The organism is Shinella zoogloeoides (genome assembly GCF_003574625.1).
Classification (GTDB): domain Bacteria; phylum Pseudomonadota; class Alphaproteobacteria; order Rhizobiales; family Rhizobiaceae; genus Shinella; species Shinella zoogloeoides_A.
Genome location: NZ_QNUJ01000005.1, coordinates 130,840 through 143,482 on the forward strand (window position 1 = coordinate 130,840; position 12,643 = coordinate 143,482).

At 67.0% G+C, this 12,643-nt stretch carries 14 protein-coding genes; 6 read left to right on the forward strand and 8 right to left on the reverse strand.

What is annotated here, in order from left to right; genetic code table 11:
- Positions 1-51: 51 nt before the first annotated feature.
- On the forward strand, positions 52-2,136 hold the full coding sequence (gene glgX / locus DSD28_RS11380) for a glycogen debranching protein GlgX (protein ID WP_119256519.1): 2,085 nt from the start codon (positions 52-54) through the stop codon (positions 2,134-2,136).
- 8 nt (positions 2,137-2,144) lie between these two features.
- On the forward strand, positions 2,145-3,200 hold the full coding sequence (locus tag DSD28_RS11385; RefSeq protein WP_119256520.1) for a DNA topoisomerase IB: 1,056 nt from the start codon (positions 2,145-2,147) through the stop codon (positions 3,198-3,200).
- A 45-nt stretch (positions 3,201-3,245) separates the two neighbouring features.
- Here the strand turns inward: DSD28_RS11385 and DSD28_RS11390 are convergent, their stop codons facing one another.
- Genes DSD28_RS11390 through DSD28_RS11400 form a run of 3 tightly spaced genes read right to left on the reverse strand, consistent with a single transcriptional unit; the run spans position 3,246 to position 4,109 of the window.
- Positions 3,246-3,509 (reverse strand): DUF982 domain-containing protein, encoded by a 264-nt coding sequence (locus DSD28_RS11390; protein WP_119256521.1) that lies wholly within the window; start codon positions 3,507-3,509, stop codon positions 3,246-3,248.
- Positions 3,506-3,925 (reverse strand): CBS domain-containing protein, encoded by a 420-nt coding sequence (locus DSD28_RS11395; RefSeq protein WP_119256522.1) that lies wholly within the window; start codon positions 3,923-3,925, stop codon positions 3,506-3,508. The genes DSD28_RS11390 and DSD28_RS11395 overlap by 4 nt, the downstream gene beginning before the upstream one ends.
- Positions 3,912-4,109, reverse strand: coding sequence for a hypothetical protein (locus tag DSD28_RS11400; protein ID WP_119256523.1), 198 nt, complete (start codon positions 4,107-4,109; stop codon positions 3,912-3,914). Before DSD28_RS11400 ends, DSD28_RS11395 begins: the two co-directional genes overlap by 14 nt.
- A 125-nt stretch (positions 4,110-4,234) precedes the next feature.
- Between DSD28_RS11400 and DSD28_RS11405 the strand changes: the two genes are divergently transcribed.
- Both DSD28_RS11405 and DSD28_RS11410 read left to right on the forward strand, forming a co-directional pair.
- Entirely contained in the window at positions 4,235-5,017 is a 783-nt protein-coding gene (locus DSD28_RS11405; RefSeq protein ID WP_119256524.1) for an SDR family oxidoreductase, read from the forward strand.
- A 66-nt stretch (positions 5,018-5,083) separates the two neighbouring features.
- A complete protein-coding gene (locus DSD28_RS11410) occupies positions 5,084-6,586 on the forward strand; it encodes a malonate--CoA ligase (protein WP_119256525.1) in 1,503 nt (500 codons plus the stop codon).
- On the opposite strand, the gene DSD28_RS11415 is transcribed toward DSD28_RS11410, so the two are convergent.
- Complete coding sequence (locus tag DSD28_RS11415) at positions 6,574-7,437, reverse strand: LysR family transcriptional regulator (RefSeq protein WP_119256526.1); 864 nt, start codon at positions 7,435-7,437, stop codon at positions 6,574-6,576. The two genes, DSD28_RS11410 and DSD28_RS11415, sit on opposite strands and share 13 nt — an antisense overlap.
- 136 nt (positions 7,438-7,573) lie before the next feature.
- Between DSD28_RS11415 and DSD28_RS11420 the strand changes: the two genes are divergently transcribed.
- Positions 7,574-8,761 (forward strand): cyanate transporter, encoded by a 1,188-nt coding sequence (locus DSD28_RS11420; RefSeq protein ID WP_119256778.1) that lies wholly within the window; start codon positions 7,574-7,576, stop codon positions 8,759-8,761.
- A 56-nt stretch (positions 8,762-8,817) separates the two neighbouring features.
- On the opposite strand, the gene DSD28_RS11425 is transcribed toward DSD28_RS11420, so the two are convergent.
- The 4 genes from DSD28_RS11425 to DSD28_RS11440 form a co-directional block, all read right to left on the reverse strand.
- Complete coding sequence (locus DSD28_RS11425) at positions 8,818-9,654, reverse strand: bifunctional allantoicase/(S)-ureidoglycine aminohydrolase (RefSeq protein ID WP_119256527.1); 837 nt, start codon at positions 9,652-9,654, stop codon at positions 8,818-8,820.
- 46 nt (positions 9,655-9,700) lie between these two features.
- Positions 9,701-10,291 (reverse strand): ankyrin repeat domain-containing protein, encoded by a 591-nt coding sequence (locus tag DSD28_RS11430; protein ID WP_119256779.1) that lies wholly within the window; start codon positions 10,289-10,291, stop codon positions 9,701-9,703.
- A 307-nt stretch (positions 10,292-10,598) separates the two neighbouring features.
- Entirely contained in the window at positions 10,599-11,036 is a 438-nt protein-coding gene (locus DSD28_RS11435) for a pseudoazurin (protein ID WP_409530000.1), read from the reverse strand.
- A gap of 144 nt (positions 11,037-11,180) precedes the next feature.
- A complete protein-coding gene (locus DSD28_RS11440) occupies positions 11,181-11,894 on the reverse strand; it encodes a fumarylacetoacetate hydrolase family protein (protein WP_119256529.1) in 714 nt (237 codons plus the stop codon).
- A gap of 115 nt (positions 11,895-12,009) precedes the next feature.
- On the opposite strand from DSD28_RS11440, the gene hpaR reads away from it, so the two are divergent.
- On the forward strand, positions 12,010-12,501 hold the full coding sequence (gene hpaR / locus DSD28_RS11445) for a homoprotocatechuate degradation operon regulator HpaR (protein WP_119256530.1): 492 nt from the start codon (positions 12,010-12,012) through the stop codon (positions 12,499-12,501).
- Positions 12,502-12,643: the final 142 nt, after the last annotated feature.

Sequence of the window (12,643 nt, forward strand, 5' to 3'; positions counted from 1 at the left end):
ATATGGCCGTCAGGCCTTCCGGCTGGTGTTCACCCAAGGGGACCCGCCCGCATGAGCTATTCGTTTTCGGAACTCGATTTCATAAAGCCGGAACTCGGCGCCGAGTTCACCGGCGAGGGCACGCATTTCGCCGTCTTTTCCGCCCATGCCGAAGAGGTCGAGCTCTGCCTCTTCAGCGAGGACGGCAGCGAGGAGGTCGCCCGGCTGCCCCTGCCCAAGCGGGAGGGCGATGTCTGGTCGGGCTATATCGCCGGCCTCAAGCCGGGCACGGTCTACGGCTACCGGGCGCATGGGCCCTACGAGCCGAATGCCGGTCATCGCTTCAACCCGAACAAGCTGCTGCTCGATCCCTATGCCAAGCAGGTCGTCGGCGCCCTCGAATGGGACGACGCGCTCTACGGCTACCGCATCGGCGATCCGGGGGAGGACCTTTCCTTCGACGAGCGCGACAGCGCGCCCTTCATGGTCAAGGGCGTGGTGCAGGATCCCGATTTCGACTGGGCTGGAGACCAGGCGATCCGCCGGCCCTGGACGGAGACGATCATCTACGAGGCGCATGTGCGCGGCATGACGATGACGCATCCCGGCGTGCCGGAGGACCTGCGCGGCACCTTCATGGGCATGGCGAGCGACCCCATCGTCGAGCATCTCGTCGATCTCGGCATTTCCGCCGTCGAGCTGCTGCCCATCCAGTATTTCCCCGACGACCGCTATCTCCTGGAAAAGGGCCTGCGCAACTATTGGGGCTACCAGACGCTCGGCTTCTTCGCCCCGCAGCCGCGCTTCCTTTCTAGCCGCGCCATCACCGAGTTCAAGACCATGGTCAAGCGCTTCCATGCCGCCGGCATCGAGGTGATCATGGACGTGGTCTACAACCACACCGCCGAGGGCTCGGAGCGCGGGCCGACGCTGAGCTTCCGTGGGCTCGACAATCTCAGCTACTACCGCCTGTCGCCGGACGATCCGCGCCACACCTACGATACGACGGGCACGGGCAACACGGTCAACATCGCCCATCCCATGGTGCTGCGCATGGTGCTCGACAGCCTGCGCTACTGGGTGGGCGTCATGCATGTCGACGGCTTCCGCTTCGACCTTGCGAGTACCCTCGGCCGCACCCGACACATCGAATTCGACCGGGAGGGCACGTTCTTCGACGCGATCCGGCAGGATCCCATCCTCTCCGGCGTAAAGCTGATCGCCGAGCCGTGGGATGTCGGCGACGGCGGCTATCAGGTCGGCGGCTTCCCCTATCCGTTCCGCGAGTGGAACGACAAGTATCGCGACGACGTGCGGCGGTTCTGGAAGGGGGAGGGCGGGCTCGTCGCGGGGCTTGCCTCTCGCCTTGCCGGATCTTCCGAGCAGTTCAACCATTCCGACCGCGGCGCCACCTCCTCGGTGAACCTCATCAGCGCGCATGATGGCTTTACCCTCATGGACACCGTCTCCTACAACGACAAGCACAACGAGGCGAACGGCGAGGAGAACCGCGACGGCCATTCCGACAATTACTCGGACAATATGGGCGCGGAGGGGCCGACCGACGACGACGGCATCCGCTCGGCGCGGGACCGGCGCCGGCGCAACATGATCGCGACGCTGATGCTGAGCCAGGGCGTGCCGATGCTGCTCGGCGGCGACGAGCTCGGCAACAGCCAGCAGGGCAACAACAACGCCTATTGCCAGGACGACGAGATCGGCTGGACCGACTGGAGCGGCCTCGACGATCCGTTCCTTAATTTCTGCAAGGGCGCGATCGCCTTCCGCAAGGCACATCCGGCGCTTCGCCAGGAACGCTTCCTGACGGGCGAGGCGGCCGAGGACGGCACGATCGAGATCGCCTGGTACCGGCCGGACGGCGCCGTCATGGACGAGGAGGCGTGGAACGACGGCGACCTGCGGACGCTCGGCCTCTTCCTTTCGAAGCCGGCCAACGGGGAGGGGGCCGATCAGCTCTTCCTCGTCTGCAATGCGGGCGGGGATTGCAGCGTGACATTGCCCGAGGTGAACGGCATCACGGCATGGAGGCGGGTGCTGGATACCGGCGCGGCGGATGATGCCTTCTCTGTTCACCCGGCCGAAAATCCGGCCATGGTCTACGGCGCCAGTATCGCCGCCTTCGAACCGGCGGCATAGCGATCCAGATGGCGCCGGACAATCTCAAGGAAACCGGCCTCGTCTATGTCTCGGACAGCGAGCCCGGCATTCGCCGGCAGCGCGCCGGCCGCAGCTTCTGCTATCGCCTGCCCGACGGATCGCTCCTTCGCGATGCGGCGGTGAAGGCGCGGATCGCCGCCCTCGGCCTGCCGCCCGCCTACGAGAATGTCTGGATATGCCTCGACGAGAACGGCCACCTGCAGGCGACGGGCTACGATGCGCGGGGCCGCAAGCAATACCGCTACCATCCCGGCTGGCAGGCGCTGAAGAGCGGCGACAAGTTCGACCAGCTGATCGCCTTCGGCCGGGCGCTGCCGAAACTGCGCCGCACGGTGCGGCGCGACCTCGACGGGGCGCCGGGCACGGTCGAGACCATGCTGGCGGCGATTACCGTGCTGCTCGACGAAGCGCATCTGCGTGTCGGCAACCGGGCCTATGCGGTGGAGAACAAGACCTATGGCGCGACGACGCTCCTGAAACGGCATGTCTGCCTCGGCGACGGGCGGATCGAGCTGAGGTTCACCGCAAAGGGCGGCAAGCGCGTGCGCCGCACGCTGAAGAACCCGCGCCTCCAGCGCCTGCTGGAGGATTGCGCGGACCTTCCCGGCCGGCAGCTCTTCGTCTGGCGGGACGAGAACGACGTCGCCCGGCCCGTCGATTCCGGCCGACTCAACACTTATCTCGCCGACATTTCCGGCATCGCCGTCTCGGCCAAGACGTTCCGCACCTGGGCGGGCAGCCTTGCCGCCTTCTCGCTGGCCCGGCAGGCCATAGAGGAGGGCGGAAGGCCGACTATCAAGGGCATGGCGCAGGCGGCGGCCGAGGTGCTGCACAACACGCCCGCCATCGCCCGTTCGAGCTATATCCATCCGGACATCATCGCGCTTGCGGACGCGCTGGAGCCGCTGCGCGTGGCGCTGCATCGCCCGCCGCGTTCCACTTCCGGGCTGCGGGCGGAGGAGGAGCGGCTGCTGCGGTTTCTGGAAAGCCGGCGGAATGCCCGCCGCCGTACCCGCCGGCGCGGCGCGGCGGCAGCGCCCTAGCGTCGGAAATGTTCGGGAAATGGGGGCGGCCTTATGGCGCGGCTGCTACGATGTCCACGAATTCACGCGAAAACCGGCCTCCCTCGCCGCTTCGATGAAGGCCCGGCGGGCGAGGGTCGGATCGTCGTCGCTTGACAGCCCTTGCTTGCAGGTACGCCTTGCCGTCGATGCGGCGGGACCATCCTCCAGCGGCCAGTGGTTCTTCAGGCAAAGCAGGGCATCGCGCGTGCTCTGCACGCGGAGTACCTGCCGGTCGCCCTCGAGCACGACGGCCTCGTCCCAGAGACGATCGGTTGCGAAAATGGTCATTGGCCTTCCTCCGCTCGCCTCTCGGCCGGAAGGTCGACGAGGCTGACGAGGCCGACCACCCGGCGGTCGTCACGCACCACGACGAGGCGGCGCACGCCGAGCGCGCGCATGCGGGCGGCCACGGCCGCCGTGTCGTCGGCCTCGTTGCACACTTCCGGCGAGACGGTCATGAATTCGGCGATGGTGGTGGAGGTGGAAAGGCCCTTGCCGAGCACCGAGGCGACGATGTCACGGTCGGTGATGATGCCGACGATGGCGCCGACGCCGGGGACTTCCACCGGCAGGGCGCCGACCTCGGTTTCCAGCATCAGCCGCGCGGCGGACTGGGCGGTATCGTTGGGCGAGACCGTCACGATCTGGGCGGACATCACGTCCTTCACGCGCATCTGCGTCCGCTCCTCTTCAGAGCCGTCCATTGGCGAGGCTGCGGCCGTTCGGGGCGGCGGGTACGGCCACCTCCTCCCGCTCCGTGCGCGGGAGCGGCAGGTCCACCTGATGCGGCACGATAACCTGCGGCTCCCAGGAATTGCGGCGTTTTCTCCTGCTGGTATCCGGCGCGGCGTCGGGCTTTCGGGCTAGCGGCTTCTTTTTCTGGCGCACGTCGGACCTCCTGCGAACTGACTTCGTCACAAGCCCAAACGCCACTCCTTCCCGTTGGTTCCGAAAAAACGGGAACCGGGCGGCCCGCCGGACATTCCTGCCGGACCCGACGGATGGAGATGCCCATGCTCTTTGCTGGAAAGGTTGCCCTCGTGACCGGTGCCGGGTCCGGCATCGGCAGGGCCACGGCGCTGGCCTTCGCCCGCCATGGGGCGAGCGTCGGCGTGCTCAGCCGCACCGCCGAGGAGGTGGCGGAGGTGGCGAAGGATATCCGCGCGCTCGGCGGTTCGGCGCTGGCGCTTGCCGCCGATGTCGCCGAGGAGGCGCCGATGCGGGCGGCCGTCGAGCAGCTTGCCGGCGCCTTCGGCGGGCTCGACATCGTCGTCGCCAATGCGGGCATAAACGGCGTCTGGGCGCCGATCGACGATCTCACGCCGGAGGAATGGGACGCCGCCATCGCCGTCAACCTGCGCGGCACATACCTGACGCTGCATCTTGCGGTGCCCCATCTCAAGAAGGCGGGCGAGGGCGCCATCGTCGTCGTCTCCTCGATCAACGGCACGCGCACATTCACGACACCGGGCGCGACGGCCTATTCGGCCACCAAGGCGGCGCAGGTGGCGATGGTGCAGCAGCTCGCGCTGGAGCTCGGCAAGGCCGGCATCCGCGTCAATGCCGTCTGCCCCGGCGCCATCGAGACGAGCATCGACGAGAACACCGACCAGCGGGGTGCAGGCGAAGCCGGCATTCCCGTGCTCTGGCCGGAGGGCGACATACCGGTGACGCAGGGCAAGCCCGGCACGGCCGACGAGGTGGCGGACGCCATTCTCTTCCTCGCATCTTCCAAGGCGCGCCATATCACCGGAACGCCGCTGTGGATCGACGGCGGGCAGGGGCTGCTTCGCTGACAGGTTCCTCTGGCGTCCCGGCCATGCCCTGTGACAAGGTGCAGCAAGAGCGAAGAGGAGACAGCCATGGCCAACCATCTTTTCGATCCCATCCGCGCTGCCGCGGCGCCGGAGGCGGTGTTCATCGAAACGGCCGAGGGGCGCCGCTGGACCTATGGCGACATGATCCGGCTTTCCGGCCAGTTGGCGCATGCGCTGGCAAGGCGCGGCGTGACGCCCGGCGACCGCGTGGCCGTGCAGGTGGAAAAAAGCCCGGAGGCGCTGATGCTCTATCTCGCCTGCCTGCGGGCGGGCGCCATCTACCTGCCGCTCAACACCGCTTATACGCTGGCGGAACTCGGCTATTTCCTCGGCGATGCAACGCCCGCGCTGGTGGTCGTCGATCCGAAGGTCCGCGACAGCGTCGTGGAGATCGCGGGCGGCGCGGTCGAGACGCTGGATGCGACGGGCGGCGGCAGCCTTCTGCAACTGGCCGGGGCGGAGGAGGCGGATTTCTCCGATATCGAGCGCGGGCCGGACGATCTTGCGGCGATCCTCTACACATCCGGCACGACGGGCCGCTCCAAGGGCGCGATGCTGACCCATGACAACCTCCTGTCGAATGCGCTGACGCTGCGGGACCATTGGCGCTTCACGGCCGCCGACCGGCTGATCCACGCCCTGCCGATCTTCCACACGCATGGCCTCTTCGTCGCGTCGAACGTGACGCTCCTTGCCGGCGCCTCGATGTATCTCCTGCCGAAATTCGACGCCGACGAGGTGTTCCGGCTGATGGAAAGCGCGACGGTGCTGATGGGCGTGCCGACCTTCTATGTGCGGCTGGCGCAGCATCCCGGCCTGACGCGCGAGGTTGCCGCCGGCATGCGGCTTTTCGTCTCCGGTTCGGCGCCGCTGCTTGCCGAGACCCATCGCAGCTTCTCGGAACGGACCGGCCACGCGATCCTCGAACGCTACGGCATGACCGAGACCAACATGAACACCTCCAACCCCTATGACGGCGAGCGTGTCGCCGGCACGGTGGGCTTCCCGCTGCCCGGCATCTCGCTGCGCGTCACCGATCCGGAGAGCGGCAAGCCGCTGCCGGACGGTGAGACGGGCATGATCGAGGTGAAGGGGCCGAACGTCTTCACGGGCTACTGGAAGATGCCGGAAAAGACCGCCGCGGAATTCCGCACGGACGGCTTCTTCATCACCGGCGACCTCGGCAAGATCGACGGGCGCGGCTATGTGCACATCGTCGGCCGCGGCAAGGACCTCGTGATCTCCGGCGGCTACAACATCTATCCGAAAGAAGTCGAGACCGAGATCGACGGCATGGCGGGCGTCGTGGAGAGCGCCGTCATCGGCGTGCCGCATCCCGATTTCGGCGAGGGCGTGACGGCGGTCGTGGTGCGGCAGAAGGGCTCGACGCTCGACGAGAAGACGGTGCTCGGCGGGCTGCAGGACCGGCTGGCGCGCTACAAGCAGCCCAAGCGCGTGCTCTTCGTCGACGACCTGCCGCGCAACACGATGGGCAAGGTCCAGAAAAACGTCCTGCGCGAGACCTATGCCGATCTCTACAAGGCCTGATCGGCATCCTTCGAGAAGCGCCGCTTGAGGATGTCGAGCACCTCGCTCGCCAGCTCGCCGACGATGCCGCTGCGCTCCCAGGAATAGAGAGAGGCGACGACGGGCGGCTCCGGGCCGAATTCGGCGAAGGGCCGGACCCGCCAGCCTTTCGTGGCATCGACCGGCAGCAGGGAAAGGCCGAGCCCCGCCTCTATGGCCATCAGCACGTTGCGCAGGCTCGCGGAGGTGAAGGCGACGTACCAGCGCCGGCGTTCGCGCTCCAGCCGCTCGAACATGGCGTCGCGGTAGAGCCCGCCGGGCGGGAAGGTGACGAGCGGCACGGGGTCGGGCAGGGCCGCCGCCGCATCCCCGGCGGTGAACCAGGCGATGGGTTCCTCGAAGCTCGCCCAGGCGTCGGCGCTCGGCGTGTCCTCCTTCAGCACCACGATATCGAGTTCGCCGGCGCGGTAGCGCCGCGCCAGGTCCGAGCGAAGGCCGGTGGTGACGTCGAGCCGGGCCTCCTTGTGGCGCTTGGTGAAGGCGGCGAAGGCGCGGGCTATTTCGGGCGTGGCGATATCGTCCGGCATGCCGATCCGCACGGAGGTCGTGCCGGAGGTCTCGGCCACCAGCGTCAGTGCCTCGCTCTGCAGGGAAAGGATGCGCCGGGCGTGGCCGAGCAGGCGCTCGCCCGTCACGGTCAGCCGCACCGGCCGCGCGGCGCGATCGACCAGCTCGCGCCCGATCGCCTCCTCCAGCCGGGCGATCTGCTGGCTCATCGTCGACTGGGTCATGTGCAGGCGATCGGCGGCGGCCGTGAAGCTGCCGGAATCGGCGATCGCCACGAAAGCCCTGAGCAGGCGCGGGTCGAGCATGGCATCTCCATCGAAAACCGGAATAGTAGCTATCTAAACATGTAATTTGCGCATGATTCAAGCTGGTGATAGCGATAGCGGACAATCGACGGGCATTCCTGCCCGCCAAACCCCGTTTCAGCATGAAAGTCGAATGATGACGGATACGCGCCCCGGCCGCGATTGGGCCATGCTTGCACTGGTCGTTCTGGTCGGCCTCAACCTTCGGCCCTTCCTTGCCGCCCCCGCTCCGATCCTCGCGGAGATCGTTGCCGATACCGGCCTCGGCTATAGCGGCATCGCAATGCTCACGCTGCTGCCGATGTTCCTGATGGGCCTCGGTGCCTTCGTGGCGCCGGGCATCCAGATGCGGATCGGCACCCGGCGCGGCCTTCTCCTCGCGCTTCTCATCCTGCTTGCCGGTTCGGCGCTGCGGGTCGTCGCCTCCGGCGGGCTGGCGCTAATCGCGACGGCCGCGCTTTGCGGCATCGGCGTCGCCTTCATCCAGGCGGCCTTTCCCGGCATCATCAAGGCGCGTTTCCCGAACAGCGTGCCGGTGGTGACGGGCCTCTATTCCGCGATGATCATGGCCGGCGGAGCGTTCGGGGCGCGGCTGATGCCGATGCTCGTCCATGCCGGCTACAGCTGGCGGGCGGCGCTCGCCTGGCTGGCGCTGCCGGTGGCCGTGGCGCTGGCCGCCGCATGGCGCATCCTTTCCGATGTGGAGGCCAGCAAGCCGGACGGCGCGCTGACGCGCCAGCTTCTGCGCCGGCCGCGAACCTGGGTGCTGATGGCCGCCTTCGGGCTGGTCAATACCGGCTATACCTCGATGATCGCCTGGCTTGCGCCCTACTATCAGGCGCAGGGCTGGACGAGCGCCGACAGCAGCGGTCTCGTCGCCGTCATGGCGGTCTGTCAGGCAACGGCCGCACTCGGCCTTCCCATCCTCGCGCGCCGCAATATCGACCGCCGCGGCTGGCTGTGGCTCACCATCCTCTTCCAGGGCATCGGCTTCTTCGGCCTTGCGACGGCCCCCGGCCTTGCGCCCGCCGCCTGGGCGGGGCTCTGCGGCGCGGGCCTCGGTGGCAGCTTCGCGCTCGCCATCGTCACGGCGCTCGATCACCTGCCGCGGCCCGAGCAGGCCGGAGCGCTCGCCGCGCTGATGCAGGGCGGCGGCTTCCTGCTTGCCGCCATCGGGCCCTATGCGATGGCGGTGCTGCATGACTGGACGGGCGGTTTTGCCGCCGGCTGGATGCTGCATTTCGGCTGCGTGCTGGTGACGGCGCTGCTCTATATGCGCTTCAACCCGCGCCGCTATCCCGAGGCCATGGCCCTTGCCGCATGAAAAAACCCGCGCCGGCCGGGTGCGGGTTTCTAAAAAAAGGCCTGAGCGAATGCCGCCTAGCGGCGCGCGCCGAAGGGCTTCAGCGCCATGTGGCGGTTGACGTCCTTGTAGAGCAGGTAGCGGAACGGCTCCGGGCCGCCGGCATAGCAGGCCTGCGGGCAGAAGGCGCGCAGCCACATGAAGTCGCCGGCTTCCACTTCCACCCAGTCCTGGTTGAGACGGTAGACGGCCTTGCCCTGCAGCACATAGAGGCCATGCTCCATGACATGGGTCTCGGCGAAGGGAATGACGGCGCCCGGCTGCAGCGTGACGATGGTCACATGCATGTCGTGGCGAAGGTCGGAGGGATCGACGAAGCGCGTCGTCGCCCACCCGCCATTGGTGTCGGGCATCGCGGCCGGGGAGATGTCCTTTTCGTTGAGGATCAGCGGCTCGGGATGCGGCAGGCCGTCGACGGCCTCGTAGGCCTTGCGGACCCAGTGGAAACGGGCATGGGCGCGCGAGCGGTTATGGAGCGACCACTTGAGGCCCGGCGGCAGGAAGGCGTAGCCGCCCGGCTGGAGCGTGTGCTTGCCGGTCGGCAGGGTCAGTTCCACTTCGCCGTCGACGACGAAGAGCACGCCTTCGGCCTCCGGGTCCTGCTCGGGCCTGTCGCTGCCGCCGCCCGGGGCGACTTCCATGACGTACTGCGAGAAGGTCTCGGCGAAGCCGGAAAGCGGGCGGGCGATGACCCAGCAGCGCGTGTCGTTCCAGAACGGCAGGTAGGAGGTGACGATGTCCTGCATCACCCCTTTCGGAATGACCGCATAGGCCTCGGTGAACACGGCGCGGCCGGTCAGCAGGTCGGTCTGCGGCGGGTGGCCGCCGAGGGAGGAATAGTAGCTTCTTTGCATCGTCTCAGGCCCTTTGTCTTGAGTGTTTCCGATAGTCCGTGCGGTGTTACTTCGCCCCAGCCTTCTCCAGGAGGGCGACGATTTCGCCCTGGCCGCGGCCGCGGGCATGCTGGAGGGGCGTCACGCCGTCATTGTCGGCAAGGTCGACCTTCGCGCCGGCCCTGATCAGCAGGGCGACGATCCTCACATGGCGCGGTCCCCCGTCGCCGAGAATGATCGCTTCGAGAAGCGCCGTCCAGCCGAGGCGGTTCACATGGTCGACGTCGACGCCGGCCTTGATCAGCGTATCGACGGTCTCGACATGGCCGCGCTCGCTGGCGGGGATGAGCGCGGTGCCGCCGTAGCGGTTGGTGCTCCTGAGGTCCGCGCCGTGGCTGAGCGTCAGCTTGAGGATGTCGAGATGGCCGCGCGCGCCGGCATAGAGATAGGGGCTGTCGCTGATCTGGTCCTTGGCATTGACGTCGGCGCCGGCCTCGATCAGGGCCCGGGCGGCGTTCACCTTGTTGCCGTGGGTGGCGACCAGCAGCGCCGTCGCGCCGCTCGCATCGCGCGCGTCGATCTCCGCGCCCTTCGAAAGCAGCGTCCTTATGGCGGCGACGTCGTCGGCCGCGGCCGCCTTGTGCAGTTGGATATTCATGGTGTCATCGGCAGCAAAAAGGGGAGGGCAGAGGGCCGTGAGGACGAGCCAGGCCGAGAGAAAAGCGAGTTTCAGCATGCGCATCCCGTTGGTGTGTGGGGGCAAACTAGCAGGCGGCAGCCTCATTAGAAAATTAAATGTGCAAATCAGCATCATGCAGAAGATGGAACTTGGCGGCTTACAGAACGCGGGCAAAGGAAAACCCGGGACGGATTGCTCCGTCCCGGGTTCCTGCCCCCGCCCCTGAAAGGGAAGCTCTACGCAATTCCGGACGCAAAACCGCTGCGCACTTTTGCTGGAACTTGCTTTACAGCCCCGCTGCCGCGATGGCGGCGTCCAGGCGCTCGCGTGCCTTCTTCGGCAGCTTGCCGGTCTTGACCGCATCGATATTGGCCGGCGCGTCGCCGACGACGACGAGGCCCACCATGCCCATGCCGACATGCGGCGTGCACTTGACGCCATAGGCGCCGGCCTTGTCGAACGTGACCTTGTAGTGCTCGTTCATCTTGCTCTTGAAGGCTTCCGCGCCTTCCGGGATCATGTCCTTGATCGTCTCGACATTATGCCCCTTGTCGGTGGGGATGAAGGTTACGGTGTCGCCGGGCGCGACCTTCACGAAGGCCGGCTCGAACACCATGGCGCCCTCGGCGCCCTTGTTGAGCATGTGCACCTCGAAATCTGCCGCCGCTGCCGGAAGCGCGAGCGCCAGAATGACCGCTGCCGCGCCGACGATGCTCTTTGCCATGATACGCACTGGAGTTCTCCTTGATGACGAACGTCTCACGTTCATGAGGAGGAAGTAGACCCGCCGGGCCGCTCCTTCTTTGACTTTAATCAAACAAGGGCGCGGGATCGTGCGTGGCGTCCTGTCGCAGTACGAGCAAATGTCTCAGATGACGGTGACGGCGATGCCGCCGAGTCCGTCGATCTGCGCGTGCATCGTGTCGCCCCTCCTGACCGCGCCGACGCCGGCGGGCGTGCCGGCGAAGATCAGGTCGCCCGGCGCGAGCGTGAAGAGGCGGGAAAGGCAGGAAATCATCTCCGGGACTTTCCAGATCATCTGGTCGAGGTTTCCCTCCTGCCGGATCATGCCGTTGACCGTCAGCCGGATCGTGCCGGCCGCCGGATGGCCGACGGTAGCGGCGGGATGGATCGGCCCGCAGGGCGCGGCATGCTCGAAGGCCTTGGCGACCTCCCAGGGCCGCCCCAGCTTCTTCGCCTCAGCCTGCAGGTCGCGGCGGGTCATGTCGATGCCGATGGCGTAGCCGTAGACGCAGCCGAGCGCCCGCTCGACCGGAATGTCGCTGCCGCCCTCCTTCAGCGCGACGACCAGCTCGACCTCGTGATGCACGTCGCTGCTGGCGGGCGGATAGGGAAAGCCGCGTTCCGGCGCGACGAGCGTGTCGGGATTCTTCTGGAAGAAGAAGGGCGGCTCCCTGTCCGGATCGTGGCCCATCTCGATGGCGTGGTCGGCAAAGTTGCGGCCGACGCAATAGATGCGGTGGACCGGGAAGAGCGCGGCGCTCCCTTCGATGGGCAAAGCGGGAACGGGGGCCGGCGCGAAGACATAGCTGCGGTCGGTCCTGGTGTTTTCGGCGGGCATGGCTGCACTTTCGCTGGCTGGTGTTCGGCGTGAGGCTAGCATGGGGCGTCGCTGCGATCATCCGTTCTTCCCGCCTTTCCTTGCACGGGCCGGAAAAATCGCGGATAGGGGAACGATGAGGAACAGCGACCCGCCAGAGAAGAGCACTCCCGAGACGGCGAAAGACGCGCCGCAGGGCGCGTGCCGGCGCTCGCTGCCGATCGGCCTCTTGAAAGCGCGCGAGGCGGTGATGCGCCATTTCCGGCCCATCCTCGTCGATCACGACGTGACCGAGCAGCAATGGCGCGTCCTGCGCGTGCTTGCCGACGAGGGCATGGTGGATGCGTCGGAAGTGGCGGAGAAGGCCTTCATCCTCGCGCCGAGCCTCACGCGCATGCTGCGCTCGCTCCAGCAGCGCAAGCTGATCTTTCGCCACAAGGACAAGGAGGACAAGCGCCGCGTCCTCCTGACGCTGGCGCCGGCGGGGCAGGCGATGATCGACGAGGTGATGCCGGACGCCCTGCGCGTCTATGCGGAGATCGACGCGCGCTTCGGGGCGGAGAGGATCGATATCCTTCTCGACATGCTGGAGGAACTCGCCGCCTTGAAGCTGGGCGGCGAGGAATAGCACCGATCGCCATTCAGCCCATGCCGGCCTGCAAACGGCACTTTTCCGGGCTTCCGGTGCTCACGTACCGAAAGTACGCTGCGCTCCGGATCCCGGAAAAGCACCATTTTTCGGCTCAGCCTGAACTGAATGTCGATCGGTC

Excerpts from the sequence above, each read along its gene's own strand:
- glgX (WP_119256519.1), top strand. The coding sequence starts at position 52 with ATGAGCTATTCGTTTTCGGAACTCGATTTCATAAAGCCGGAACTCGGC.
- DSD28_RS11385 (WP_119256520.1), top strand. The coding sequence starts at position 2,145 with ATGGCGCCGGACAATCTCAAGGAAACCGGCCTCGTCTATGTCTCGGAC.
- DSD28_RS11390 (WP_119256521.1), bottom strand. The coding sequence starts at position 3,509 with ATGACCATTTTCGCAACCGATCGTCTCTGGGACGAGGCCGTCGTGCTC.
- DSD28_RS11395 (WP_119256522.1), bottom strand. The coding sequence starts at position 3,925 with ATGGACGGCTCTGAAGAGGAGCGGACGCAGATGCGCGTGAAGGACGTG.
- DSD28_RS11405 (WP_119256524.1), top strand. The coding sequence starts at position 4,235 with ATGCTCTTTGCTGGAAAGGTTGCCCTCGTGACCGGTGCCGGGTCCGGC.
- DSD28_RS11410 (WP_119256525.1), top strand. The coding sequence starts at position 5,084 with ATGGCCAACCATCTTTTCGATCCCATCCGCGCTGCCGCGGCGCCGGAG.
- DSD28_RS11415 (WP_119256526.1), bottom strand. The coding sequence starts at position 7,437 with ATGCTCGACCCGCGCCTGCTCAGGGCTTTCGTGGCGATCGCCGATTCC.
- DSD28_RS11420 (WP_119256778.1), top strand. The coding sequence starts at position 7,574 with ATGACGGATACGCGCCCCGGCCGCGATTGGGCCATGCTTGCACTGGTC.
- DSD28_RS11425 (WP_119256527.1), bottom strand. The coding sequence starts at position 9,654 with ATGCAAAGAAGCTACTATTCCTCCCTCGGCGGCCACCCGCCGCAGACC.
- DSD28_RS11430 (WP_119256779.1), bottom strand. The coding sequence starts at position 10,291 with ATGAATATCCAACTGCACAAGGCGGCCGCGGCCGACGACGTCGCCGCC.
- DSD28_RS11435 (WP_409530000.1), bottom strand. The coding sequence starts at position 11,036 with ATGGCAAAGAGCATCGTCGGCGCGGCAGCGGTCATTCTGGCGCTCGCG.
- DSD28_RS11440 (WP_119256529.1), bottom strand. The coding sequence starts at position 11,894 with ATGCCCGCCGAAAACACCAGGACCGACCGCAGCTATGTCTTCGCGCCG.
- hpaR (WP_119256530.1), top strand. The coding sequence starts at position 12,010 with ATGAGGAACAGCGACCCGCCAGAGAAGAGCACTCCCGAGACGGCGAAA.